At 51.7% G+C, this 26776-nt stretch carries 22 protein-coding genes, 1 tRNA gene and 1 pseudogene; 9 read left to right on the top strand and 15 right to left on the bottom strand.

Annotated elements, in window-relative coordinates; all coding sequences use genetic code 11:
* Window positions 1-84: 84 nt before the first annotated feature.
* Together TH63_RS06095 and TH63_RS20655 are read left to right on the top strand one after the other, a co-directional pair.
* A complete protein-coding gene (locus TH63_RS06095) occupies window positions 85-1914 on the top strand; it encodes a glycoside hydrolase family 9 protein (RefSeq protein WP_156180429.1) in 1830 nt (609 codons plus the stop codon).
* Entirely contained in the window at window positions 1860-2612 is a 753-nt protein-coding gene (locus tag TH63_RS20655; RefSeq protein WP_048920171.1) for a polysaccharide deacetylase family protein, read from the top strand. The genes TH63_RS06095 and TH63_RS20655 overlap by 55 nt, the downstream gene beginning before the upstream one ends.
* Window positions 2613-2664: 52 nt before the next feature.
* Here TH63_RS20655 and ung read toward each other — a convergent pair whose 3' ends face one another.
* Entirely contained in the window at window positions 2665-3327 is a 663-nt protein-coding gene (gene ung, locus TH63_RS06085) for a uracil-DNA glycosylase (protein ID WP_048920170.1), read from the bottom strand.
* 107 nt (window positions 3328-3434) lie between these two features.
* On the opposite strand from ung, the gene apaG reads away from it, so the two are divergent.
* Together apaG and TH63_RS06075 are read left to right on the top strand one after the other, a co-directional pair.
* Window positions 3435-3821, top strand: a complete 387-nt coding sequence (gene apaG, locus TH63_RS06080) for a Co2+/Mg2+ efflux protein ApaG (protein WP_048920169.1) — start codon at window positions 3435-3437, stop codon at window positions 3819-3821.
* A gap of 29 nt (window positions 3822-3850) precedes the next feature.
* The gene (locus tag TH63_RS06075) at window positions 3851-4621 is read left to right on the top strand and encodes an O-methyltransferase (protein ID WP_048920168.1); all 771 of its coding nucleotides are present in this window, start codon (window positions 3851-3853) and stop codon (window positions 4619-4621) included.
* Window positions 4622-4683: 62 nt separating this feature from the next.
* On the opposite strand, the gene kdsA is transcribed toward TH63_RS06075, so the two are convergent.
* Window positions 4684-5502 carry a 3-deoxy-8-phosphooctulonate synthase gene (gene kdsA, locus TH63_RS06070; RefSeq protein WP_048920167.1) on the bottom strand — a complete coding sequence of 273 codons (819 nt, stop codon included), beginning with the start codon at window positions 5500-5502 and terminating at the stop codon, window positions 4684-4686.
* A 203-nt stretch (window positions 5503-5705) separates the two neighbouring features.
* The gene (locus TH63_RS06065; protein WP_048920166.1) at window positions 5706-6323 is read right to left on the bottom strand and encodes a methyltransferase domain-containing protein; all 618 of its coding nucleotides are present in this window, start codon (window positions 6321-6323) and stop codon (window positions 5706-5708) included.
* 108 nt (window positions 6324-6431) lie between these two features.
* Here TH63_RS06065 and TH63_RS06060 point away from each other — a divergent pair, with 108 nt between their 5' ends.
* Entirely contained in the window at window positions 6432-7397 is a 966-nt protein-coding gene (locus TH63_RS06060) for a hypothetical protein (RefSeq protein ID WP_048920165.1), read from the top strand.
* A 97-nt stretch (window positions 7398-7494) separates the two neighbouring features.
* On the opposite strand, the gene cphA is transcribed toward TH63_RS06060, so the two are convergent.
* The 9 genes and pseudogenes from cphA to TH63_RS20895 all read right to left on the bottom strand — a co-directional run bounded on the left by cphA (window position 7495) and on the right by TH63_RS20895 (window position 16720).
* A complete protein-coding gene (gene cphA / locus TH63_RS06055) occupies window positions 7495-10125 on the bottom strand; it encodes a cyanophycin synthetase (RefSeq protein WP_048920164.1) in 2631 nt (876 codons plus the stop codon).
* A gap of 44 nt (window positions 10126-10169) precedes the next feature.
* A complete protein-coding gene (locus TH63_RS06050; RefSeq protein WP_082161571.1) occupies window positions 10170-11051 on the bottom strand; it encodes a cyanophycinase in 882 nt (293 codons plus the stop codon).
* A gap of 378 nt (window positions 11052-11429) precedes the next feature.
* Window positions 11430-11500, bottom strand: a tRNA-Cys gene (locus tag TH63_RS06045).
* Window positions 11501-11633: 133 nt separating this feature from the next.
* The gene (gene rpsA / locus TH63_RS06040) at window positions 11634-13529 is read right to left on the bottom strand and encodes a 30S ribosomal protein S1 (RefSeq protein WP_048920163.1); all 1896 of its coding nucleotides are present in this window, start codon (window positions 13527-13529) and stop codon (window positions 11634-11636) included.
* 426 nt (window positions 13530-13955) lie between these two features.
* Window positions 13956-14318 (bottom strand): TonB-dependent receptor plug domain-containing protein, encoded by a 363-nt coding sequence (locus tag TH63_RS06035; protein ID WP_048920162.1) that lies wholly within the window; start codon window positions 14316-14318, stop codon window positions 13956-13958.
* Window positions 14319-14339: 21 nt separating this feature from the next.
* Window positions 14340-14849 carry an HNH endonuclease gene (locus tag TH63_RS06030; protein WP_048920161.1) on the bottom strand — a complete coding sequence of 170 codons (510 nt, stop codon included), beginning with the start codon at window positions 14847-14849 and terminating at the stop codon, window positions 14340-14342.
* 99 nt (window positions 14850-14948) lie between these two features.
* Complete coding sequence (locus TH63_RS06025; RefSeq protein ID WP_076606415.1) at window positions 14949-15722, bottom strand: C40 family peptidase; 774 nt, start codon at window positions 15720-15722, stop codon at window positions 14949-14951.
* Window positions 15723-15851: 129 nt separating this feature from the next.
* On the bottom strand, window positions 15852-16325 hold the full coding sequence (gene smpB / locus TH63_RS06020; protein ID WP_048920160.1) for an SsrA-binding protein SmpB: 474 nt from the start codon (window positions 16323-16325) through the stop codon (window positions 15852-15854).
* Window positions 16326-16720, bottom strand: a pseudogene (locus tag TH63_RS20895) (thioesterase family protein).
* 106 nt (window positions 16721-16826) lie between these two features.
* Here TH63_RS20895 and TH63_RS06010 point away from each other — a divergent pair.
* Complete coding sequence (locus TH63_RS06010; RefSeq protein ID WP_048920159.1) at window positions 16827-18089, top strand: serine hydrolase; 1263 nt, start codon at window positions 16827-16829, stop codon at window positions 18087-18089.
* Between the two features lie 69 nt (window positions 18090-18158).
* Here the strand turns inward: TH63_RS06010 and TH63_RS06005 are convergent, their stop codons facing one another.
* Together TH63_RS06005 and TH63_RS06000 are read right to left on the bottom strand one after the other, a co-directional pair.
* Window positions 18159-18395, bottom strand: a complete 237-nt coding sequence (locus TH63_RS06005; protein WP_048920158.1) for a hypothetical protein — start codon at window positions 18393-18395, stop codon at window positions 18159-18161.
* Window positions 18396-18677: 282 nt separating this feature from the next.
* Complete coding sequence (locus TH63_RS06000; RefSeq protein ID WP_076606414.1) at window positions 18678-19667, bottom strand: MBL fold metallo-hydrolase; 990 nt, start codon at window positions 19665-19667, stop codon at window positions 18678-18680.
* A gap of 392 nt (window positions 19668-20059) precedes the next feature.
* On the opposite strand from TH63_RS06000, the gene TH63_RS05995 reads away from it, so the two are divergent.
* From TH63_RS05995 to TH63_RS05985, 3 genes are read left to right on the top strand one after another with little or no spacing between them, the layout of a single operon-like run.
* Window positions 20060-23173 carry a SusC/RagA family TonB-linked outer membrane protein gene (locus TH63_RS05995; protein ID WP_048920156.1) on the top strand — a complete coding sequence of 1038 codons (3114 nt, stop codon included), beginning with the start codon at window positions 20060-20062 and terminating at the stop codon, window positions 23171-23173.
* A 12-nt stretch (window positions 23174-23185) separates the two neighbouring features.
* On the top strand, window positions 23186-24646 hold the full coding sequence (locus TH63_RS05990) for a SusD/RagB family nutrient-binding outer membrane lipoprotein (protein WP_076606413.1): 1461 nt from the start codon (window positions 23186-23188) through the stop codon (window positions 24644-24646).
* Window positions 24647-24666: 20 nt separating this feature from the next.
* Complete coding sequence (locus TH63_RS05985; RefSeq protein WP_048920154.1) at window positions 24667-25146, top strand: hypothetical protein; 480 nt, start codon at window positions 24667-24669, stop codon at window positions 25144-25146.
* Between the two features lie 99 nt (window positions 25147-25245).
* Here TH63_RS05985 and TH63_RS05980 read toward each other — a convergent pair whose 3' ends face one another.
* The gene (locus tag TH63_RS05980) at window positions 25246-26478 is read right to left on the bottom strand and encodes a nucleoside recognition domain-containing protein (RefSeq protein ID WP_048920153.1); all 1233 of its coding nucleotides are present in this window, start codon (window positions 26476-26478) and stop codon (window positions 25246-25248) included.
* Between the last annotated feature and the right edge of the window lie 298 nt (window positions 26479-26776).

Raw genomic sequence — 26776 nt, 5'->3', positions numbered from 1 at the left:
GGCCCACGCCGGCAATTCTGCTTTAAGGGTATTTTTCTCCTTCAGGATAAAGGCTAACTTACTAACCTCTAAACCGGTCTTGCTATGCGCACCTTCCTTTCCTTTTTGTTGGCCCTGGCCATTTGGGTGAATTCCCCGGCCTATTGTCAGTCTGCCGCGGCGGCTGAAGATGCCTGGATCAGGATCAACCAACTGGGCTACCTGCCCTCGGCTACCAAAGTGGCGGTGCTGGCCGCCAAGAAAGTTCAGGCAGTTTCCTCGTTTAGCCTGCATGATGCCCGCACGGGCAAAGTGGTACACAAAAGCAAAAAAGTGAAAGCCTTTGGCGCCTATTCGGCGTTTACCCACACCTATAGGTTAGACTTTTCGGCCTTTGCCAAACCTGGCTCCTATTACCTCAAAGCCAACGGCACCCGCTCCCCTGACTTTACCATCGGTACGCAGGTGTATGACCAATCAGCGGATTTTGTATTGCGGTACATGCGCCAGCAACGTTGCGGCTTCAACCCTTTTCTTAAGGACTCCTGCCACACCAAAGACGGCTTTGTGGTGTTCCACCCCAATCCGGCCCTGGATTCTACGCAAGTTGACGCCACCGGCGGATGGCATGATGCCAGTGATTACCTGCAATATGTGACCACCTCGGCCAACGCCACATTCCAGCTGCTCTTTGCCTACCAGCAGAACCCAGGAGCTTTTGGTGATGCGTTTCTGGCTAACGGCTTGCTGGGCCAAAACGGGATACCCGATGTGCTGGATGAGGCCAAATGGGGCCTGGACTGGCTCCTGAAAATGTACCCTTCTAAGGACCTCATGTTTAACCAGATAGCCGATGACCGGGACCACGCCGGGTACCGCCTGCCCAACAAAGACCTGGTAGACTACGGCAAAGGCCCCGGCCTGGGCCGGCCGGTGTACGTGGTCACCGGAAAACCGCAGGGATCCTTCAAAAACAAGAACCGCTCTACCGGGGTGGCTTCCACGGCGGGCAAATTCGCTTCTGCTTTCGGGCTGGGCGCGCAGGTGCTGGGCAAAGTAGACCCGGCTTATGCCCGGCAGCTAGAGGAAAAGGCGCAGCAGGCATATGCCTTTGGCCTGGCCCGCCCTGGCGTAAACCAGACCGCCCCCGGCAAGGCGCCCTATTTCTATGAGGAAGACAACTGGGTAGATGACATGGAACTGGCCGCGGTGCAGCTTCACCAACTTACGGGTAAACCCGATTTACTGCAGCAGGCCGCGGAGTTTGGCCGGCAGGAACCCTTAACGCCTTGGCTGGGGAAAGATACCGCCCGCCATTACCAGTGGTACCCATTCATTAACGTGGGGCATTATTATTTAGGAGCTTCGCAGGATGCCAAGATCAGGCAGGAGTTCATTGCTAACTTGCGGCAAGGCCTGGAGGCGGTACAAAAACGGGGGCAGGGAAATGCCTTCTTGATGGGCGTGCCCTATATCTGGTGCTCCAATAATTTGGTCACCGGGCTGGCCACCCAGGCCATGTTGTACCGGCAACTGACCAAGGACAACCGGTTCAGTGAATTGGAGGCCTCGCTGCGGGACTGGTTGTTCGGGGCGAACCCCTGGGGCACCAGCATGGTCATCGGCTTGCCGGAAAACGGGGTGTACCCCAAAGACCCTCACTCCTCGCTTACCGTGCTGCAGCGGTACCGGTTAGACGGGGGCTTGGTGGACGGGCCGGTCTATGGCAGCATCTTCAAGAACCTGCAGTACCTGCGGCTGATCAATGGAGATGAATTCGCCCCTTTCCAGGCTGACCTGGTGGTGTACCATGATGACAACGGCGATTATTCTACCAATGAGCCCACCATGGACGGTACTGCCAGCTTGAGTTACCTGTTATCGGCGCACCAGATGGAGGGCAAAGGAAAGGCAGGAGGTCCCGGAAAAAAGTAAGTGCCCACCTGGGGGCCATTATCAGGGGAGATACGGCCCAGAAGCGCCTGACCCTGGTCTTTACCGGCCACGAGTTTGCCGATGGTTATGAGCCTATCAGACAGGCACTCCGGAAGCACCGCGTCAAGGCCGCCTTCTTCCTCACCGGCGACTTTTACCGCAACCCGGCCTTTGCGCCGGTCATTAAAGGCTTGAAGCAGGACGGCCATTACCTGGGCGCGCACTCAGACAAGCACCTGCTCTACACCGATTGGCAAAAGCGGGACTCGTTGCTGGTGACCAAAGGCCAGTTCACGGTAGATTTGTTTGCCAACTACGTAGAGATGGAGCGGTTTGGCATAACCGAGCAAGAGGCGCCTTTCTATCTGCCGCCCTATGAATGGTATAATCAGCAGATAGCCGACTGGACCAAAGAGTTGGGCCTAACGCTCCTGAACTACACCCTAGGCACCCTCTCCCACGCAGATTACACTTACCCCAGCCTGGGCAAACAATACCGCTCCAGCCAGGTGATTCTGGACTCTATTATGGACTGGGAGCAAAAAGACCCACAAGGGCTGAATGGCTTCCTGCTCCTGCTGCACCTGGGCACCGACCCGCGACGCACCGATAAATTCTACTTTAAGCTTGACACCTTGTTGACGGAATTGGAGAAAAGAGGCTACCGGTTTGTCTCTCTGCCAGAGGCTTTGCGCTAAATGCGTTTTGGGCCTGTTTAAAGAAAAACAGGCCCAAAACGGAAACCTACCGTTACCAGTCAATCTCAGGCTGGCCGTGGGCTTTAAGGTAAGCGTTGGCTTTGCTGAAGTGCTTGGACCCGAAGAAGCCTTTATCGGCGGCGAAGGGAGACGGGTGGGCCGCTTTAAGGACCAGGTGCTTTTTCTCGTCAATGATGAGGCCCTTCTTCTGGGCGTAGGCGCCCCAGAGCATAAACACCACATTTTCTTTCAGGTCAGATACTTTCTTGATGACGGCATCGGTGAACTCCTCCCACCCTTTCTTCTGGTGAGAACCCGCCTGGTGGGCCCTTACAGTAAGGGTAGCGTTCAACAGCAGTACCCCCTGCTCGGCCCAGCGTTCCAAGTTTCCAGTTTTAGGGATGGGTTTGCCCAAGTCAGACTCTATCTCCTTAAATATGTTAAGCAAGGAAGGAGGAGAGCGCATGCCTTCGGCTACCGAGAAAGCCAGGCCGTTGGCCTGCCCCTGGCCGTGATAGGGGTCCTGGCCCAGAATGACTACGCGCACCTTGTCAAAGGGACATTCCTCAAAGGCGTGGAAAATGCGTTTACCGGGCGGGTACACCTCGGTGTTGGCGTATTCAGACTTTACAAACTCAATTAAATCTTTAAAGTAAGGCTTTTGAAATTCGTCTTCCAGCACCTTTTGCCAGCTACTTTCAATTTTTACCTGCATAGAGGGGATACTTTTTTAAGGTTTTTACCGTATTTTTATGGAAGAATCCGGCTGGCTAAACTTATCTGCCAGATAGCCTGTTCCTATTATACAAAATTAAGGCACGCATGGATACGAAAACCACCCAAGGAGTCACTGTCAACGTCACGACAAATTACCTCCCTGACTATTCCAGTCCGGCCCAGCAGCACTTTGTCTTCGCGTACAAGATCACCATTGAGAATAACAGCGAATTTACGGTAAAGTTATTACGCCGCCACTGGCATATCTTTGATTCTAACAATGAGGTGCGCGAGGTGGAAGGCGAAGGCGTAGTAGGCCAGCAGCCCGTGCTGGAGCCCGGCGAAAGCCACCAATACGTCTCCGGCTGTAACCTCAAAACCAGCATTGGCAAAATGGCCGGTACATACTTGATGGAGCGTCTGGTAGACGGCAAGCAGTTCCAGGTCACTATTCCCGAGTTCACCCTCATAATCCCGTATAAACTTAACTAATCCCGTTTCTGGCTTTGCAGCACGCCGCAATGATCTACAGGTACGCCTCCTTCTGGTGGCGTTCAGGGAATGCGCATGGTTTGCACTCCCCTTTCGTCTTCAATCTTTATTGCCACATCATCCACCACAAAGGTCATTTTCCGGCTTATGACGCCGTGGAGGGCTTGCGCCAACAGCTCCTGCAGGACCAGACCGTGCTGGAGGTCACGGACTTTGGGGCCGGTTCTCACGTGGGCGCTACCCGCAAGCGGAAGGTAGCCGACATTGCCATCACGGCGGCCAAATCCGCCCGTTTAGGTCAGTTGCTATTCAGGCTGGCCAACCATTTTCAGCCGGCCACCATGCTGGAGTTGGGTACTTCCTTGGGCCTCACCAGCGCCTACCTGGGCCTGGCCCGCCAATCTGCTGACTTCTACACCTTTGAAGGCTGCCCCGCCATTGCCGCCCAAGCCCGTAAAAACCTGGACGCTCTGGGCTTGGCCCAAATAAAGATAGTGGAAGGTAACCTGGACCAGACCCTTTCCCAGACCCTGCAGAAACTGGACAAGGTGGATTTTGTGTTCTTTGACGGTAACCACCGCTATGAGCCTACCCTGCGGTATTTTGAGGAATGCCTCTCCAAAGCACATGAAGGCAGCGTTTTTATCTTTGATGATATTTACTGGTCCAGTGAGATGGCGCAGGCCTGGCAAAAAATAAAGCAGCACCCGCGGGTGCTGCTCACAGTAGACTTGTTCTATATGGGGCTGGTCTTCTTTAGAACAAACCAACCCAAGCAGCATTTCACGCTGCGTTTCTAGCCTTTACTTTTTATAAAAGCGTTTCGGGCCTGTTTTTGGTAAAACAGGCCCGAAACGCTTTATTATTCAAACTGGATGGCTTCTCTAATCCTGATCAGGCGGCGCATAAGGCTTTCCAGCTGCGCCAGCGGCAACATGTTGGCACCGTCTGAACGGGCCGACATAGGGTCTGGGTGCGTCTCAAGAAACAACCCGTCGGCGCCCACGGCGATGGCTGCTTTGGCAATGGTCTCAATCAAGGCAGGCCGGCCCCCGGTCACGCCTGAGGACTGGTTGGGCTGCTGAAGGGAGTGGGTTACGTCCATGACCACCGGCACCTGGTTCTCGCGCATGATGGTGATGTTCCTAAAATCCACCACCAGGTCTGAATACCCGAAGGAGTTGCCCCGGTCCGTGAGGATGACATTGCCATTGCCAGATTCCTTTACTTTCTCCACGGCAAACCGCATAGACTCGCCAGACAGAAACTGCCCCTTTTTAATATTCACCACCTTGCCGGTCTCGGCGGCGGCAATCAATAGGTCTGTCTGGCGGCACAGGAACGCGGGAATTTGGAGTACGTCTACAAACTCGGCGGCCATGGCGGCCTCATGGGTTTCATGGATGTCGGTGACGGTGGGGATATTGAAGGTCTTACCCACTTTCTCCAGAATACGCAGGGCCTTCTCATCGCCTATGCCCGTAAACGAGTCTCTTCTGGAACGGTTGGCCTTGCGGTAAGAACCCTTGAAGATCAAAGGAATCTGCAGACGGTCAGAGATCTGGACCAGTTGCTCGGCAATCTCCATGGCCATTTCTTCGCCTTCAATGGCGCAGGGACCTGCCATGAGAAAGAAATTCCCGGAGGACGTATGCTGTAGGTTTGGGATGGTAATGATCATATTCTTTTACTGTTTAGTATCTCTCTGGATGGTATTTTGTACGCAGGAAATCAATTGTTGTAAGGACCGATTATTGGCCTAATCTACTTGTTCCTCTGTTTTGGGGCCGTTTTCAAGAAAACACTCTTAAAACAGCTTTCCCCGAAAAGGAGAAAATGAGCAAGTATGGCTTACAGATTACCCGCGGCCAAAAGTACATAATCTTACGCGATAAACTGAGGCCGCTCCCGTCTTTCCAGCTCTATGAACAGTTCTTTCCCCTGGCGGGGCTTTACTGAATTGTAGCAGGGCTCAAAGTGCAGGAATTTGAAATAGGGTTCAAAATAGGCCTGGTACTCGGCTGACCTTCCGCCAAAGGGCGGACCGGGCGCGGTGAACTCCTCCGAAAACAAGACCCCGGCCAGCTTCCCGGCGGGTTTCAGGATCTCAAACATCTGCCGGGCGTAGGCGCCGCGCAAAGACCGGGGCAGGGCGCAAAAGAATGTCTGCTCTATAACCAAGTCAAAAGAGGACTGAGAAAGGGTGTAGAAATCCTCCTGCAACAGGTGCTCCGCCGGAAAAGTGGGGACGCGTTCCCTGAAGTTCTGGAGCGGGGCCGCTGCAATGTCCAGCAGATAGACCTGCGTGAAACCCTGCTGGTGCAGGTATTCGGCCTCGTACCCGTTGCCCCCGCCCGGGATCAGGATCTTGAGGTCTTTGGTGGGTAACTGATCCACGTAGGCTTTTAGGGGCGGCGTGATGGCGCCGACGTCCCAGCCGGTTTGCTGCTGGCGGTAGCGCTGCTCCCAGTACTGTTGATCTAGAATGGCTTCCTGGCTCATGGGCTGAAGTAAGTATTTTAACCCATAATTTGCAAAGGATTCTGAGAAGCGTATTTTTGTAAGAATAGGTAGAGCCTAAAATCCATTAAACCCATCCCAGAACCCGCTATGGCGAACGATACACTTGAGAAGGAAAGCAACCGAACCCCCGAGAAGGATAGCAACCGTAAATTACTAGTTGTAGGCCTGATCATTGTTTTGCTCAGCATTAACGGCATCCTGATTTATATGCAGCAGCAGAAGACCCAGGAGAATGAGGAGCAGAAGGAAATCATTAAGGTGAAAAGCACCGAGCTGGAAAACCAGATCAAAGTATATGAGACCCTTAAGGCAGACTTTGAGCGCCAGAGCGCCGAGTTGAAGTCTATGGGCCTTACCAATGACTCCCTGGAGTCCAGGATTGCTGCCATTAACAGTGACCTTGCCCAGTTGAGGGCCTTCAGAAACAGCTCGTTCACGGTGGCAGACCAGAAGCGTTTCCAGTTAAGGGCGCAGAACCTGGAGATGGCCCTGCAGAAGAAAGACGAGGAAGTAGCCAAACTGCAAACGGATAACGAGGAACTGTTCACGGAGGTGAAAGGCTTGAAAACCACCCAGAACAAGCTCTCTGACTCTATTGTTTCGCTTGCCACCAACAATACGGCCCTTTCTGAGAAAGTGGCGCTGGCCTCCAAGCTGGAAGCCCAGAACCTAGCCGTGAGTATCTTGAATGACCGCGGCAAAGAGAAAACCGACGACGAGGAAGAATACAAAGCCAAGCGCGTAGACAAAATCAAACTGACGTTCAAGCTAGGCAAGAATGAAGTGGCCGCTAAAGAGAACAAAGAGATTCTCATGCGCCTGATTGAGCCAGACGGGTCTGCCCTCTACAACTTGGCCACCGGGTCAGGCACGTTTGAGTATGAAGGGAAAGAGCAGTTTTACACCGCCAAGCGTGACATCGTCTTTGATAACACGAACCAGCAGGTAACTTTTATCTACTCTAAAGGCGCCCCTTTTAAAACCGGCAAGCACACCGTAGAACTTTACACCGAAGGCTACCTGATAGGCACTACCTCTTTCACGCTTAAATAATCTGTTTTAAGCACGTTTTCATAAAAAGAGCCCCGAAACAGAAATGTTTCGGGGCTCTTTTGTTTTGCACTCACTCACTCACTCACTCACTCACTCACTAATCCAGCATGACCCTACGGTCCTGGATCACCTTGAAGTTCTCAATGAGCTTAATGGCCTCAGGTATGTCTTCTGAGAAAATGGTGATAAACGAGTTCTTCTCTGCATGCTCCAGGGCATAGGCTATGGCAATCATCTCCTGCTGAATCACCTTCACGGGCTTGGCCGGGTCTACGTGCATAATGCCCTCAATCACAATGTTGTTGATCTCATCAGCTGACCGGCCCCGCAGGTCCTTGTCCGTTCTAATGATGACCTCATCAAACATCTTGGCGGCCAGTTTGCCTAACTCAAAGATATCCTCATCGCGGCGGTCCCCTACTCCTGCCACTACTCCCACGTGCTTGCGGGCATCCACATTCTGCAGGAATTCGGCAATGCCTTTCATGCCCGCAGGGTTGTGCGCATAATCAACCAGCACCTCAAAGGTAGGGAATTTGAAGAGGTTCATACGGCCGGGCGTCTTGGAGGCCGAGGGCAAGAAGGTGCGCAAAGCGGTTTTGATCTCTGAGATCTCAAATTGGGAAATATAGCCCGCCAGCGTGGCCGCCAGCACGTTCTCAATATTGAACCTGGCCCTTCCCCCAAACGTGAGCGGAATATCCGCCACGCGGTCTACGCGTATTTTATAGGTGTTCTTGAAGATGGAAATGAAACCGTTCTCAAACACCGCCGCCAGGCCTCCCTGGGCCACGTGCTTTAAAATGCGCGGGTTGTTCTCATCCATACTGAAAAAGGCAACCTTAGACTCCACATCAGTAGCCATAGCAAACACGTTGTCATCATCGGCGTTCAGGATGGCATAGCCGTTTTTACTCACGCTCTTGGGTACCACCGCCTTCACGCGGGCCATGTCTTCTAAGGTATAGATGTCGCGAAGCCCCATGTGGTCTTCGGCAACGTTGGTCACAATGCCAATGTCACATTGCTCAAAGCCCAGTCCAGAGCGCAACATGCCCCCGCGGGCGCACTCCAGCACGGCAAAATTCACGGTAGGGTCGCGCAGCACAAATTCCGCACTTTTAGACCCTGTGGTGTCACCTTTCTCCAGTAACTTATCCTGAATATAGATGCCGTCTGTGGTGGTAAAGCCTACTTGATAGCCTTTAGATTTCACCATATGGGCAATAAGGCGGGTAGTGGTGGTTTTGCCGTTGGTACCGGTAATGGCAATGATTGGAATACGGGATGGGCACTGGCCCGGGAAAAGCATGTCTATCACGGGCTCGGCCACGTTCCGGGGCAAGCCATCAGTGGGGGACGTATGCATCCTGAAACCGGGGGCCGCGTTCACCTCAATCACCGCACCCCGGGCCTCCTGTAAAGGAATGGCAATATCTGAGGTGACCACGTCTATACCACAGATGTCCAGGCCAATGGTGCCGGCAATCCGCTCGGCCATGAGCACGTTGTAGGGGTCAATAAGATCGGTAACATCTGTGGCAGTACCGCCGGTAGAAAGATTGGCGGTGCTTTTGAGGTAAAGTTCTTCGCCGGCTGCGGGTACGGTCTCCAGGGTATATCCTTTTTTGACCAGGATTCCGTTGGTGTCATTGTCCAGGGTAATTTTGGTAAGCACCTTCTCATGGCCCACCCCCCGGCGTGGGTCACTGTTAACCTTATCAATAAGTTGCTGCACCGTAGAAGTGCCATCGCCTACCACCATGGCCGGTGTGCGCTTGGCGGCGGCTACAAACTTTTTGTTAACCACCAGCAGCCGGAAATCAAACCCTTCAATGAACTGCTCCACAATCACGGCATCAGAATATTTGCGGGCCATTTCAAAGCCCGTTACGGCCTCTTCCCAGGTTTTGATGTTGATACCCGCACCTTTGCCATGGTTGCCGTCCAGAGGTTTGGTGACAATAGGATAGCCTAAATCTTTAACCGCCTGCTTCAGTTCCGCCAGGTCATAGACAATATCCCCTTTAGGGACAGGAACGCCCGCTTCATAAAGCATTTCCTTGGTGGCGTTTTTATCTCCGGCTATCTCTACCGCAAAAGAAGCGGTCCGGCAGGTCATGGTCGCCTGAATTCGCTTCTGGTTCACGCCGTAGCCCAGCTGGATAAGGGAGTTCTTGTTTAACCGTATGTAAGGGATGCCCCGGGCCACCGCTTCTGAGACAATGGAGTAAGTACTCGGCCCCAGGTGCTCGTCTTCCCGTATCTCATGCAGTTTCTCTATATCTGGGGAGATATCATAAGGCTCATTTTTGGCCAACGCCAGAACGGCACGAAGGGCGGCGTGGGCGGCATACTCGCCGGCTTTTTCTTCCTGGTAAGAGAAGACTACATATTCAAATCCTGGCTGGGGGGCGTGATAATTTCGGCCGAAACCGGAATTCATACCGCCCAGAGTTTGCAGTTCAAGGGCCACATGCTCCAACACATTGCTCAGAGGCACCCCTATTTCCTGAACCCGCTTCATATAGCCTCCTTCATGCCCTTCGGTGCTCCGGTGCTCTGCCATTCCCGGGAACATTTTCAGCAACCGTGTGCCAAACTCCGGGATCTGGGTAGTAAGGACCCCGGCATGTTCCTCCATGTCCAGTTTGAGCACTACAATTTTAGGGTGTTTCACAGACCAGTAATTTGGTCCACGCATAATGCGTATCTCAGCGATTTTCATAAAAGAGCTTCACTCCCAGGGGAGTGAATAGTTTAAATTTGTTTTTAAAAAACTTCAATGGTATAAGTATCTCCTTTACCCAGCAGATGTACGGTCATGTCTCTTATGGTTACGGGTACCCCTTCTTTTACTTCGTAAATATTGGTGTTGGTGATGCACCTTCCGTCTACCACCGTCACCAACCCACTGCCTACCACTTCCATCTCACGGCCTTTCTTCACTACCACGCCCGTATCTTCCTCCAGGCCAATGCCAATGAATGTAGGGTTGGTGGCAATCATCTGTAACATACGCACAATACGGCCCCGCGAGATGAAATGCGTGTCAATGGCTACGTCATTCAGCAACTCCAGGCCCGCAGTGATACTTACGGAGCCTTTGATAAAACCTGCGTCATTCTTGCCCTGGTAGATCATTTGGGTAGACATGGCGGCGGCCCCGGCACTGGTGCCGGCCACTACCAATTTTTCATTGAAATACCGTTCCTTTATCAGACGCATGATCTCGGTGCCACCGAAGATGGAGGTAAGCCGCAATTGGTCGCCACCGGTGAACATAATCCCCGCCGCTTTCTCTATGACCTTAAGGAACTTGGGGTTGCAGGAATCTTCCCGAGAACGGATGTCCAGGATCTCCACGTGGTTGGCCTTCAGTTTTTTGAATACGTCTACATAGGTTTTCCCGGCTTTCTTTGGCTGAGTGGAAGCGGTGGGGATTACGACTATAAGTGGATTTTTACCCTGAAGCTCCTGGAGAAAGCGCTCCAGAATCTCGGTCTTCTCAAAATTGATGTTTCGTCCTTGGTCTTCCTCTTCCTCTGGGCTCTCTCCTTTGTTTTCTTTCCCTCCTATGGCTATCACCGTTCCATTGGGGAGTTTATACTCAATAGATTGCCTGGGCTTCTTCTCTTGTTCAGAAACTTTCACGCGCTTGCTGTCTTTAAACTCATTTAAACCTCTTCTTTAGATTAACGTGCCACGCCCGTAGCGCAGGCTTTTTTTAAGAAATTGTTAACCCAGCCGTAAGAGCCTTCCCTCCTTCCATGACATTGATAACAGATGGTTAGGTTACGAAAAATATCCTCAAAAGATTAGCCAAAGCCTATATATGTAGTATACCACAGAGCCGGGTTGCGGCAACTACTAAAAGCGGCTTTTCACTTGAAAACCCAAGTGCCAGTAAGACAGAAAGAAGGAAGAAATAGATGGGGAGGAAGCGGTAAAATTGTTTACCATATGTTTCCCGGCCAGAAAACAAAAAACCCGCTTTAGAAATAAATCTAAGCGGGTTCTTGTCCTTCTGTGAGGTAACGAGCGGATTCGAACCGCTGTACGAGCTTTTGCAGAGCTCTGCCTAGCCACTCGGCCACGTTACCGTGATTGGGAGTGCAAATATACACATCTTTTAATGCTGGCACAATCTGAGGGCACTTTTTTTACCCCAGGCACAAAAAAAGAGCCCCTGTAAAACAGGGGCTCCCTTATAGACAGGTAGTTACCTACCCAAAATTATTCGGCAGTTTCAGTAGATTCTGCTTCAGTAGATTCAGCATCGGCTGGTTTAGTAGTGCGGGCCTGAGCCGCGGCAGCTAACTTCTTCTCACCGGCTTCTTTCTCGTTTTCCATCATCTGGTCTTTCAACGCAGACAGCGCATCTAAGTCACCTAAGGTAGAACGAACCTCGTCTTTCTTAGGGGCAGCAGGAGCAGCAGCTTTGGCAGAACCGGCGGCTGGTGTTTCCTTCTTCTCAAATTTCTTACGCTTGGCGTCCTCTGGCTGGGCAGTGTGAACGGCAGTGTGAGACAAGATGATCTTACGGTCATCTTTAGAGAACTCAGTTACTTTGAAATCTAATTGCTCACCAGCTTCAACGGCAGTACCGTCTTCTTTGGCTAAGCCTTTAGGGAACGCGAATCCTTCAATACCGTAAGGCAGCTCCAACGTGGCACCACGGTCAGATTTCTCTAACACAGTTGCTTTGTGGGTAGAACCAACGGTGAATACAGACGCGAAAGTATCCCAAGGGTTTTCTTCCAGTTGTTTGTGGCCTAAGGCCAGACGACGGGCAGAAGCATCAAGTTCCAGAACTACTACGTCTAAGTTGTCACCAACTTTCACGAACTCAGATGGGTGCTTGATTTTCTTGGTCCAGGACAGGTCAGATACGTGTACCAGACCGTCTACGCCTTCTTCCAGCTCAATGAACAGACCAAAGTTTGTCAGGTTACGCACAACACCAGTGTGTTTGGTACCTACGGCATACTTAGTCAATACATCTTGCTTGGTCCAAGGATCTTCAGACAACTGCTTAATGCCCAGAGACATTTTGCGGTCGTTACGGTCCATAGTCAACACAACCGCCTCAATTTCATCACCTTGTTTGATGAAGTCTTGTGGGTTGCGCAGGTGCTGAGACCATGACATTTCTGACACGTGGATCAAACCTTCTACGCCTGGCATCAATTCTAAGAACGCACCGTAATCGGCTACGTTTACAATCTTGCCTTTTACACGTGAGCCAACTTCTACTTCGGCTGGCAGGGCATCCCAAGGGTGAGCAGTCAATTGCTTCATACCCAAAGAAATACGCTTCTTGTCGTCGTCGAAGTCCAGAACTACCACGTTTACTTTCTGGTCTAGCTCCAACACCTCTTGCGGGTGGTTGATGCGTCCCCATGAAATATCCGTGATGTGCAACAGACCGTCTACACCACCAAGGTCGATGAACACACCGAAGTTGGTCATGTTTTTGATCACACCTTCCAGAACCTGACCTTTTTCCAGGTTGTTCAGGATGGCGGCGCGCTGCTGCTCCAGATCTTTCTCGATCAGGACTTTGTGCGATACTACTACGTTATCAAAAGCGGCGTTGATTTTCACCACTTTCACTTCCATCTTACGACCAACATAGATGTCGAAGTCGCGGATTGGTTTCACGTCAATTTGTGAACCTGGCAAGAAGGCCTCTACACCATAAAGGTCAGTGATCAGACCACCTTTGGTACGGCGCTTCACAACACCTTCAAGAACAGTGTCGTTCTCAAGCGCGCTGTAAATTCTTTCCCAAGCTTTAACGATTTTAGCTTTCTTTCTAGACAGGATCAACTGACCGTTAGGGTCTTCCTGGTCTTCAATGAAAACCTCTACCTCATCACCGATTTTCAGATCCGGCATGTCACGGAATTCTGATACCGGCACCAGACCATCAGATTTAAACCCGATGTTAAGGATAACGTCGCGATCTGTGATACCAACAACGGTACCTTTAATCACTTCCTCTTCCTGAACAGTGTTCAGGGTGTCGGCATACATTTGTTCCATTTCCGCTCTCTGCGCAGCAGAGTAGCTTCCACCGAAACCCTGAGACTCAAATTGGTCCCAGTTAAAATCATCTACATTTGCCATATTACTATGCTGACTCACCTTTTATAACCCCTAGCCACAGAGTCACTTAGCTAACGGTGCTTTATTTTAACGTATCTGCGGGTAATCCCACAGATGCCTTCACCTTGAAGGCGCCGCAAAAGTACTAAACTTTCCCATAAAATCCTTAATTCTCAGGAGATTTAACCTTGAACCAGTTCTGAGTCCTGAGCATTAAGGCTTAAGTCTAAGAGCAGTCTGAAATGCTTTGGGGCTGTTTTCAGGAAAATGGCTCAAAAACGCGTGTGCATAAGTGAACGCTTGCGCTAAAAACAAAGGAGAAATACTGAACAGCTTCCTTAGAAAACTAGAAATAGGAAAGGCGTTTTGGGCCTGTTTTAGAAAAAACAGGCCCAAAACGCCTTTTAACCAATCAAGCTTTTTATTCAGTAGCCCTGAGACCAGTATTTATTTGCCTTTGGTACTACCGCTTTCTCTGTTCTTCATGAAATTCTCCTCAGCTTCTGCCTTTAGCTGAATCTGCACCACCCCGTTTTTTCCTTTTTCCCCGTAGAGGCTGGTCGCGCTTTTATCTTTTAGCACATTGACACTTTTAATGGAGTTTGGATCAATGCTATTTAAGGAATCTGCGGGCACAGGATAGGACTTCTTTCCCACCAACACCACTATATAGGGCTTACTTTTGGCAGGTTCCTGCGTGCTTTTATACTGGACAGCGGCCTTCTGAACGGGGAGCATTCTTTCCTGCGCTTGGGCAGAGGTGGCAAAGCCTAAGGTCACCAGAAAGGCGACGGCAATTAATTTAGTCATGTTGGTAGGTTACGTAAAGGGTTAAGCCCGGGCCCGTTCGGCTAGGAACGGCATCCAGGCGTGGTTGAGGTCTTCTATGCTTTCGCGCAGGAAAGAAATAAGGGATGGTTTAAATGGTTTCCGGAATAGCTTCATAGAGACTTCCTCTGGAGTGCGGTCGCCTTTGTGGGAGTTGCAACGGGCGCAGGCGGTGGTGAGGTTATACCAGGAACTTTCGCCGCCGCGGGACCTGGGTACCAGATGGTCCAAGGTGAGGTTTCTGGAGGAGCCGCAGTATTGGCACCGGTTACCATCCCGGCGCATGATGTTCTGCCGGGTAAGGGAAATGCCTTTATAGGGTACGCGCACGTAATGCTGTAGTTTAATGACCACCGGCCAGGGATATACCGCGTTGACGGTGCGCAGGTGATGCACCTGGTCCTGCGCGATCAGTTCGGCCTTCTGCAGGTACAGCAAGACAAAGGCTTTGTTAAGGCTGCACGTGGCAATGGCGGTGTAATCTTGATTGAGTAAAAGCACTTTCCCGTTCATACTATTCCTGCTAAATAGTTGCTCCTGTAAGATAAATAAAATTCTCTTACAATGGTACTTCTAACTGATTTACAGGCGATAGTGTTTCAGGAATAAGGCTTAAAGAATACGTTTGATGATGCGCAGTTTGTGGGAGTAGCGCTTCAGGTCCCGGTTGTAGATGCCGTAGTGGTCCAGCTGGTCTATGCGTACCTCGCCGGAGGCATGTATGATTTTCTGGTCTTCCAGCACAATGCCCACGTGCACAATACGGCCTTCCTCATTGTCAAAGAAAGCCACATCGCCGGGGCGGGCCTGGGCCACAAAATGAACTTCCTGGCCATGTACCACCTGCTGGTAGGCGTCCCGCAAGAGCTGGTGGCCGCACAGGCCGTAAACTTGCTGCACAAACCCTGAGCAGTCAATCCCGAAAATGGATTTGCCGCCCCACACGTAAGGCGCCCGCAGAAACTGCAGGGCAATCTTCTGCAGGAAATTCTCGCGGTACGGCATGGAAGGGTTGGTGGCGCGGCCGTTATAGAGCATTTTGTCCTCCCCTACCCGTATGTTGATCCCGTCAAAGAAAGGCAATAGGCTCCCAATGCCAATGGGCGTAACGGCCGTGGTACCGCTTACCGTCTGGAGAATATCCATGGACCGGGGGTGCGTGCCCACATTCCACTCCTGAAAATAGGCTTCGGTAACCGGGAAATGCTGTTTGTAGTCAATCCAGCCCTCGTACCCGTCGGCGCCGTTCCGGACCTGCAACCACTTCTCCTGGGTCTGCAGCACCTCATAACACTCGCCAAAGATAAGCTGCGTGGTTTGTTCGCTTCTATCAGAGGGCTCCCGGCGCACGGGCACCAGACTCAATTTACAGATCCCGAAGTTCACTTATTAATTAAAAATTAGGAATTAAGAATTGGGGTTTAACTAAAGATGGAATCAGGAACACAAGAGAAGGTAATTCAATTCTTAATTGTTAATTCCTAATTCTTAATTAAAGCTTTTAGCGGTGAACCGCTAAAAGCGTTCGCGGGCCATCTCGCGTTTTACGTCACGCTCCTTGATGTCTTCGCGCTTGTCAAAGAGTTTCTTGCCCTTAGCCAGGGCGATGTCTACTTTAGCAAAACCCCGGTCTGAGATGAAGAGCCGGGTGGGGATAATGGTCACGCCTTGTTCCTGGGCCCCGTCCTTCAGTTGCTTGAGCTCGCGCTTGTTCAGGAGAAGCTTGCGCTCCCGGGTGGGTTCGTGGTTGTAGTGGGTACCTTCAGTGTATTTGGAGATGGTAACCTGAAGCAGGAACAGTTCATTCCCATTGAAGACGCAGTAGCCGTCTGACAGGTTCACGTTCCCTTCCCTGATAGATTTGATCTCGGTGCCGCGCAGCATGATGCCGGCGGTGTATTTTGATAGAAACTGATATTCATACGAGGCTCGCCGGTTAGAAATGTTCACCGTTTTCTGCAGCCTGTCTTTGTCCTTATTCTTCGCCATTTAGTTTCTACTGTTCGTCAAAAGTCGGTGGATCTTCTCTTTTTTCAAAATCTTCTGCCCGGTTTGTCCGGTGGCCACCAGCCTATCGCCCACGGTTACTTTAATATCACAGACAAAGCTGTTGCCGTGGAGCTCCCTGAACTGGGCCTCTACCCGTAAGGTTTCCCCCGGAAAGGCCGGGCCCAGGTGGTCAATGTGCAGCATGGTACCTATCCCTCTTCGTCCTCCTCTTTCATTTCGAGCACAAACAGCCTGCCGGCCCATTCCATGGCCTGCGCCAGGGAGAAGGTGGAGCAGACCTCATGCACCACCCCTGTTTCAAAACGCGCCAGATCCTGGCCTGTTACGGTTTTCTGATAGACTTTGGTGTCTTTTGGCTTGAAAGGGTTCTGCATGCAGGCAATGGCGGGGAAAAATGGCTAGAATCTGCCCAAAGGCGGGGTGAAGTTTAGAATTTTATACGCAATTTCAAGCCGGTTCGCCCAAACAATTTACCTTGCCATGAAAACCAGCTTCGTCTTTCTGCTCTTTCTACTTGTAAGCCAGATGGTAGCCTCCGCCCAAACCAAAACCGACAAACTCCTGGAAAAGCTCCTCCGGCAGCACCCAGAAAAATTCGGGAAGCTATTGGAACACCCCGAAAAGTATGAGATTCAGATTCTATACACCCAGATTGACCGGGACAAGCACAACAAACCCTCCTTTAAAACCTACCGCTACCAGGTAAACCCGGCGCACTACTTTAACCCGGCCAGCACCGTGAAGCTTCCCGCCACGCTCATGGCCCTGGAAAAACTCAATACCCTGCAGATTCCCGGGCTCAGCAAGGAAACCACCATGCTCACCGACAGCGCTTGGCAGGGCCAGACCAGCGTGCACCAGGACTCTGCCTCGGCCAGCGGCTTCCCGTCCATTGCCCACTACATCAAGAAAATTCTGGTCACCTCAGACAACGACGCCTACAACCGCCTGTATGAGTTTCTGGGGCAGGAACCTCTAAACGAAGGCCTGAAAGCCAAAGGCTATGCCAGCATTAGGTTACCTATCAGATTGGCCACTTTCCTGCCGTTTGAGTTGGACCAGTACACCAACCCCATGCGCTTTCTGCAGAACGGAAACGTAATTTACCAGCAAGGGCTAGTGAAGAGCACCAAGAACTACAAGAACTCCACCCCTATTCTTAAAGGCATTGGCAATTATACCAATGATGATAAACTGGTCATGGAGCCGCGCGATTTCGCCTATTCCAACACCTTCGCCCTGGAAGACCAGCAGTTAATGCTCAGGGCCGTATTGTTCCCGGAGTCGGTGCCGGCTAAAAACCGCTTTGCCCTTTCCCCCGAGGATTACCGTTTCCTTTACCAATACCTGTCTCAATTGCCCCGGGAAACGGCTTACCCAGCCTATAAAGAAGAGGAGTATCCAGACTCCTTTGTGAAGTACCTGCTCTTTGGAGGACCAACCCGCAAGGAAAGGATACCCGCCAACATCAGGATCTTCAACAAGATTGGGCAGTCGTTTGGGTACCTCACGGACAATGCCTACGTGGTGGATTTTGATAACAAGGTGGAGTTTCTGCTCAGCGCTACGGTGCACGTGAACGAAGACCAGATCTACAATGACGGCAAGTATGAGTATGATTCCATCGGGTTCCCGTTCTTGCGCGACCTGGGCCAGGTGGTTTATGATCTGGAGTTGAAACGCAAGCGCCGCCACGTACCTGACCTGAGTTCCTTCAAATGCACCTATGACAAACCTTGGTAGCGTTAAGAAACGAGAAGCCCCGCCTGTAGTACAGGCGGGGCTTCTCGTTTCTATTATAAAAGAAAAGTATTAGTGGCTTCCGGAAGAGCTTCCAGAGACAGTACCTCCGTCTTCGGTGCTGATGTTGCCTCTGCGGCCACCGCCTCTGGTAACCGAGCCGGGAATATCGTCGGTCTCCTCGTCTTCATTGGAGTAATCTCCATAGAGCGGTGCTTTTCCGGTTGGGGTTTTAGTGGACTCGTCAGAAGTGGGTTTGTCTACTTTTTCTTTTCTATCGTCGCGGTTTTTATTGGTTTCATTTGCCATATCAGTAGAATTTAAAGTTTCAACACCTTTAAATACGGGAATGAGAGGCAGACGGATACCCCTAGCATGTTGGCACTGGCCCGAAACCACTTAATAGGAGCACCTTCCCTCTGGCAAATTCATGTATTTCAAAAGCTGTTATGAGGCCATTTTCAGGAAAACAGTCGTAAAACCGGCCCATCCTGTTTTGTCAAAAAAACCTTTGCAAGCTATTTTGAGGCTGTTTTATGAAAAACAGCCTCAAAATAGAAGAGGCGCTTTTGGTAAAAAACTCTTACCCCACTAAAAATAAAGGGCCTCCCCTATTCCCTTCATGGCCAATTTACCCGGGATTTCGCCCAAGGCTTCCAATTCTTTCAACCTCCGGAAAGGTTCGCCGGCTGGCTCATCAGATAAATCAAATGTGCCGTAGTGCATGGGCACCAAGGTCTTACCCCGCAAATCTTTGAAGGCCTGCACCGCTTCGTCTGGGCTGGTATGGCTGGCTTGCATGATAAAGGATGGTTTATAAGCCCCTACCCCCAGCAGACAGACATCAATTTCCGGGAAAACTGTCTGAATCTCACTAAAATGCGGCTGGTACCCGGAGTCGGCGCCGAAGTACAAGGTCTTCTGCGGGGTCCGCAGCATAAAACTGCCCCAAAGGATTCGGTCATTGTCTGTTATTCCCCTTTTGTGCCAATGGTAGGCCGGCAAAAAATACACCTGGGGCGCTAGGGCGGGTAGTTGGAATTGCTGGTACCAACCGGCTTCCTGCAAAGGCGTCTGAGGTAGCCAGGGCTGAATGAGTCCGCTCATGTTCAAAGAAGTCAAAACCTCAAAAGTGTGGTGCTCCCGCAAGGCTTTCAGGCTAGGCTTGTCACAATGGTCAAAGTGCCCGTGCGAAAGCAGAACATAATCAATCGGCGGTAAATCCTGAGGGTTCACTGGAAAAGGCACTTTCCTTTTCAGCAAGGACACGCCGTAGAACAAAGGATCGGTTAGGAAGGTGACGCCGCCCATGCGTAAAAAGAACGTGGCATGGCCCAGCCAGACCAACCCGTCTTGCCCGCTTTGCAGAAACTCCCTGGGGTCATGGACCGCAGGCACCCATTGGTCCTTCTTTTTCTCTTCCCGCTGCGGGTTTCTGGTCAGCTGCCATTTCAAGGCCAGCCACATAGAATGGTTGGCCTCTTTAAACTCGTTCAGGAATCTTCCCTTACGCATTGGGTTTCCTTGCCAACCTGGTTTGATAATGGGTAGTTGGGGGTTATATAGATAGCTTTCTGACATGGGGCATGAGGTGCTGTTGACCTTAATTCTTATCCGGTTTTATAATTTGATTTTCCTTTGGTTTACTTCCCTCCCCGGCCAAAAACAATGGTGAGAAACGAATCTTATTTTACCTACCTGAAGCAAAGCGCTGACAGATAAGAGCCACCCGACTGTAATTCTGCAAATAAGGTTACAAAATAGAGAACAAAAGCCTCTTTTTCATTTCCTAAATTCTTCATCCTTCGTATCACTTTAGTATATCTGGTTAAATATAACAATCAGGCTATATTTTAAAGAAACCTCCCCCGGAAACTCATTCCACAAAGTACCATTGCCAAGAAGGGCAATTCCAAGACTTGCGCCTCTTACGCCTTTATCATTCCCTTACCTTCTAACCAAACAAACTGAATATGAAAAAACTTTACACGATGCTAACCCTCTTTCTAGCCTTTTGCTACATAGGAGACCTAGCAGCCCAGGATCGGCAGATCTCGGGCAGGGTATTGTCGGCCTCAGACGGCATGCCCGTGATTGGGGCCAGTGTGGTGGTGAAAGGCTCTACCGTAGGTACCACCACCGATGTAAGCGGCAATTACGCCTTGTCTGTGCCGGCCTCTGCCACCACCCTGGTGGTTTCCTTTATTGGGTTCACGGCCCAGGAAGTAGCCATTAACGCAAGAACCAGCATTGAAATACGTCTGCAGCCAGACGTGCAGCAGTTGAAGGAAGTGGTTGTGACCGCCTTCGGCCGCGAGCAGGAGAAAAGAACCCTGGGCTATTCGGTGCAGGAGGTAGGTGCCGCCGAAATTGCCCAAACCCAGAACCCCAACGTGGTGAACTCCATTCAGGGCCGGGTGGCCGGGGTGCAGGTATTGGGTACCGGGGGAAGCCCGGGGGCAGGTTCCCGCATCCAGATCAGGGGTATCAACTCCCTTTCTCCTTCGGCCAACAACCAGCCCCTCTTTGTGATTGACGGTATTCCCATCAGTAACGAGACCATTTCCGGAAACCAGTTACCCAGCGCCGGGTCCAACGCCGTGAACAGCGCCGAGCAGTTTGCCTTCACCAACCGGGCCGCCGACATTAACCCAGATGACGTGGAAAGCATGACGGTGCTGAAAGGGGCCGCGGCCACCGCGCTCTATGGCCTGCGGGCAGCCAACGGGGCCATCATCATCACTACCAAAAAAGGGCGAGCCGGTTCTACGGCCGTTACCTTCAGCTCCAACTTCGGGATAGACAACATCAACAAGACGCCTAACTACCAGACCAAGTACCGCGAAGGCCTGGGCGGCCGGCTGCGCTACACCTCCAGCGGCGCCCCCAACCGGTTCCAGACCTTTGGGCCGCCCGTCACAGATGACCCCATCTATGATAACTTCTCAGATTTCTTCCAGACGGGCAAACGGTTTGACAACAACCTCAGCGTTTCCGGCGGCAACGAGAAAGCCACCTTCCATGCCTCTGCCTCGCAATTTAACCAGGAAGGCATTGTGCCTAACTCAGATTGGTCCCGCACCACGGTAAAACTGGGCGGAAACGTCAATTTCTCAGAGAAGTTTGCCGTCACCGGTACCATCAGCTACAGCCAGTCCGGGGGCAACAAGGCCGCCTCGGGGGACAAGGGAATCATGTCGGCGCTCAATTACCACACCACTTCTTTTGATGTGAATGACTACCTCAACCCCGACAACACCATGAAGGTGTACGCCCCGGGCGTGATTGACAACCCAAGATACCTGGCAGAGAACAGCACACTTAAAGATGACGTGAATCGTATTATAGGCAACGTGGGATTCAACTATAACTTCACTGACTGGCTACGGTTCAACTACAAGATTGGGGCCGACGTGTACAGTGACAACCGCAACCGGCTGGTACCGGGCCCTATATTCCAGGGAGCCCCCACGCTGGACATTGCCGCGGGCACCGGCGGTTTCATTATTGAGGAGCGGGTAAACTACCGCGAGGTCACCTCTAATGCGTTCTTAACCGCTGAGCACAATTTCTCAGATGATTTCCATGCCTCTTTCATGCTGGGCAACAGCGTGGAAAGCCAGTTCACGGATATTCTCAATACCCGCGGGGAGCGTTTCACTATTCCGCAGTTCTTCCATATCTCCAACACCTCCAATATCTTCACCAGCAATGATATTGGCCAGCGCCGGCTTATTGGTGCGTTCTTTGACGCCAAGGTAGATTACCGCAACATGCTGTTTTTAAATGTGACCGGCCGTAATGACTGGACCTCTACCCTGCCCGTGAAGAACCGCTCCTTCTTTTACCCCTCCATAAGCACCAGTTTTGTGTTCTCTGAGGTAATGGGGTTATCAGAAAACATCTACTTCAATTTCGGGAAAGTGCGGGCCTCCTGGGCCCAGGTAGGGAAAGACACCCGCCCGTACCAGGTGGGAACCTACTTCGGATCGGCCACTGGCTTTCCTTTTGGCAACCGGAACGGGTTTGTGGCCAGTACTACGGTGGGTGACCCAAACCTGAAGCCAGAGAAAACCACTTCCATAGAGTTCGGGACAGAGCTACACTTCTTCCAGAGCCGCCTGACCCTGGATGCCACTTATTACAAAGCCAACAGTAAGGACCAGATCATTCCAGTGCCTACCAGCGTAACCTCAGGGATCGTCAATTACGTGACAAACGCCGGGGAAATCCAGAACACAGGGGTGGAACTGTTGGTCTCCGGCACCCCGCTCCGGTCAGAGAATTTCACCTGGGAGGTAGTGCTGAACTGGTCTACCAATGAAAGCGAAGTGATCTCCATTACCCCAGCCGTGCCCGAGATCATTTTCCAGGATGACCGGATCATGAACAAACTGGTTGTAGGAGGCTCTGCCGGCGACCTTTACGGCCGTCCGTTCCAGCGTGACAGCCAGGGCCGGCTCATCATTGGCGCCAACGGCTTGCCTACCCTTTCCCCGCTGGGGGCTAACGGGCTGCCCACTACCTCAACCATCCCCTATGTTAAAGTAGGCAATGCCCTCCCAGACTGGCAAGGAGGTATTACCAACACCATTACCTACAAAGGGCTAAGCCTTTCGGCGTTGATTGATATAAGGCAGGGCGGCGATGTGTATGACGTAAGTATGCGTAACCGGATCAGGAACGGGATTGACATCAGGACCGAAAACCGTTACCAGCAGATTATCTTCAAAGGCGTGAATGCCAGCGGCGAGCCGAACACTATTCCCGTGGTGCTGGATGAAACCTTTTACCGCAATGGTAACAGCTTTAATGATGCCTCAGATGTGTTGTTACAGGATGCCTCCTGGGTGCGGCTCAGAAACGCGCAGTTGGCGTACACCCTGCCTTCCAGCCTGACCGGCAAAACCCCCTTTAAATCGGTGCGGCTGAGCGTGACCGGCAACAATCTGTTCCTGATTACTCCCTTTGAAGGCTTTGACCCGGAGACCCCTACCTACGGCTCTGGCAGCAATGCCCTGGGCTATACCGGCTATGGCATACCGGCGGTAAGAAGTTTCACCTTCGGTTTAAACGTAACTCTTTAATTCAACCTGACCATGCTACCAATAACCAGAAAATATATAGCCATAGGGTTGATGAGCCTGCTGCCCCTGGGCGGCTGTGACTCCTTCCTGAATGTGAACGATGACCCTAACCGCGCCACGGCCGTCAGCTCAGATGCGCTTCTTTCGCCCATCATTGTCTCCACCGCAGACGCCCACTACTTCCTGGGATTGTATACCAGCTTGTTTGCCCAGCAACTGGCCGCCTATACCTCGGGGCCCCAGATCGCTGACCGGCACATTGACGTGCGCGTGAACTCGGCCTGGAACACCATTTACCTGAACAACCTCAACAACGCCAACTTCCTAGTGAACCAGGCGACAAGCGAAGGCTCATTACACTATGCCGGCATAGCCAAAATATTGCAGGCGCTTAACCTGGGCATGCTCACCGATACCTGGGGCGATGTTCCTTTTTCCCAGGCCTTCCAGGGCCCGGCAGACCTGACCCCTGCCTTTGACTCCCAGGAACAGATCTATGCCACCATTAACAGACTGCTGGATGAGGCGCTGGCTAACCTGCAGCAACCTGAATCTAAGGTAAGGCCGACGGCCGATGATCTCATCTATAACGGTAACATACCTAACTGGATAAAGGCGGCCAATGCCTTGAAAGCCCGCTATGCCATTCACCTGGTAGAGAAACAAGGAGCAGCTGCCGCCACCACCGCCCTTGGGTTTGTGGCCAAGGCCTTCACCTCCAACGCAGATGATATGCAGGTGACCTTCAATGACAAGAACCTGAACCCCTGGAACCGCAACATCGCCATTGGTACTACCACCGGTAACTTTATTGTATCGCCCTCTGCCACCCTAATTAACCTGATGAACGGGAATACCTATGCCGGACTGGTAGACCCCAGGCTTCCGTTCATGGCAGACCGAGGCACCAGCACCGGTCCATATGCAGGCAATAGAAACGGCGAAGGCTTAGGGGGTAACACCAATATAACTGCCAAGACCTTTTACGCCAAACCGGCCTCTCCCATGCTAATGGTCACTTACAGTGAAATGAAATTCATTGAGGCCGAAGCCCGCTTTATAGCCAACGGCGGCACCCGCACCTCCACCGGAAGCACCCCAGAAGCCTACGCCGCTTACCTGGCCGGAATAAGGGCCCACATGGAAAAACTGGGTGTGGCCGCGGGTGATATCACCGCCTACCTGGCCAACCCTCAGGTTGCCGTGGGCGCCGCCAACCTCACCCTGGGCCTGATCATGAAAGAGAAACTCATCGCGCTGTACCTTAACCCCGAAGCCTGGGTAGATGTGCGCCGCTATGATTACTCCCCACAGATCTACCCGGGAATGGCGCTGCCGGTAAACCACAACCCGGCACTGGGCGGCCAATTCATAAGAAGGGTGCTCTACCCAGAGACCGAAGTGGCCCGTAACTCAGATGAGGTGGCTAAAGTGGCCAAGGGTCTGGCAGAGAAAATGTGGTGGGATTTATAATCGCTTTAACAGAAACCAAGATGAAAAAAATAGCCTTCTATACCTGCCTTCTGGCGCTGGGGAATTTCTCCTTAACCGCCTGCTATGATGAACCAGACTTCATCAAGGACAACACCACCCCCTCCGGCGTGGGAAGTGCCCCGGTGAGCGCCAATGACCTTCGGGACCTGGCCACCAACACCCTTATCTCTACCGCCAACAATGCCAGCACCAGCCAGTACACCGCGGGCACCCAGATCAGGTACGAGCTACAGTTCTTCTCTGAGTCTCCGGTGAAGGAAATAAACGTGTACCAAACGGTAGGCACCGGTGCCCGCACCAAAGTACAGACCTACCCCTACGTACCCGCCTATTCCAAGCAGGACCGCACCGATACCCTGATTGTCTCTTACACCGTGCCGCAGGCCCCAGTAGGCACCAATGTTAGGGTGGAGACAGAGGTCCTGAACCAAAACAACCTGAACGTACTGCGCACCCTCTGGATCAGGATTAAACAGTAAGACAGGAATGCTTTTAAAGCAGAAAAGACTCCCGCAATAGGGAGCCTTTTCTGCTTTTGCGTTTTAAGGCCGTTTTTCCAAAAACAGGCCCGAAACGGTTTAGTGGAAGAAGAGATAGGCCAGGCAAATAGCGGCAATTACCCCAAACAAGTCTGCGATAAGGCCGCATACCAGGGCGTAGCGGGTTTTGCGGACGCCCACAGACCCGAAGTAAACCGCCAGAATATAGAAGGTAGTCTCTGTAGAACCCTGAATGGTGGAGGCCACCCGGGCCACAAAGGAATCGGCACCGTAGGTCTGCATGGCTTCCACCATGAGGCCCCGCGCGCCGCTTCCGCTTAATGGCTTCATGAAAGCTACGGGCAAGGCTGGTACAAAGTCAGTGTTCATTCCCATCCAGGCGAACAGCTGGCCTATTCCGCCTACAATTAAATCCAGGGCCCCAGACACCCTGAAAACGCCAACAGCCACCAGAATAGCCACCAGGTACGGGATAATGGTAATGGCCACCGAGAAGCCTTCCTTGGCTCCTTCAATAAACGCCTCATATACATTCACTTTCCTGATCAAGGCCAAGCCGATAAAAGAAACAATGATGGTGAAAAGGATCACGTTACTGGCCACCGTGGAAATGGTGCCAATCTGCTCCTGGGAGATAGTAGAGAAGTAATAGATCAGAAGGCCAATCAACAGGATGAGAGTCCCCAGGTATAACACCACCACTTTGTCAAATAAGTTGATGCGCTGGTACAGGGCCACTGAAATGAGACCGGCTAAGGTAGAGAAAAACGTAGCCAGCAATATTGGGATGAAAATATCTGAGGGGTCGGCGGCGCCCATTTGGGCCCGGAATACCATGATGCTGATAGGGATAATGGTAAGGCCGGAGGCGTTGAGCACCAAAAACATGATCTGCGCGTTGGAGGCCGTCTCCTTGTCTGGGTTCAGTTCCTGCATTTCCTTCATGGCCTTTAGACCCAACGGCGTGGCGGCATTGTCAAGGCCCAGCATGTTGGCCGAAAAGTTCATCAAGATAGAGCCGAACACCGGGTGGTTCTTAGGGATCTCAGGGAACAGGCGGTTAAAGAATGGTCCTACCGCTTTGGCGAACAGCGCAATGATACCGCCCCGCTCCCCTACTTTCATCAAGCCCAGCCACAGGGTCATCACCCCGGTAAGGCCCAGGGAAATCTCAAACCCGGTTTTGGCATTGTCAAAGGTACTGGCTACCAGCTTCTGGAAAATCTCAACATCCTGAAAAACAATAAGCTTGAAGAGCGCGATGCAGAAGGCGATGATGAAAAACGCCGCCCACAAATAATTTAAAACCATGCGAGATGAATGAGTGAATGTGTGATGGACAGAATGAGTGAGTGGGTAAGACAGGTTGCGCCAGTACTTTTCCTCGCCCTAATTTAGGGCAAAACTGACGGAAAGATACATAGCCAAAAAATAAAAACCGCAGTTCTGGGCAAGGAGACCTGCGGTTTTATACAAAGGATAATTTCTGTTTTTTATTTTCAGCTCATGAGTGCGCTTACTAGTGAGGTCATTTATAAGCTACTTTTCAGAAAACGGCTACAAACTGATGGTATAGAGAGTAGGATTTAAAATCCACTCACTCACTCAC

The sequence above is a fragment of the Rufibacter radiotolerans genome (genome assembly GCF_001078055.1).
GTDB classification, from domain to species: domain Bacteria; phylum Bacteroidota; class Bacteroidia; order Cytophagales; family Hymenobacteraceae; genus Nibribacter; species Nibribacter radiotolerans.
The sequence above is the reverse complement of the archived record's forward strand: the minus strand, read 5'-3'. Positions and strand labels throughout refer to the sequence as shown.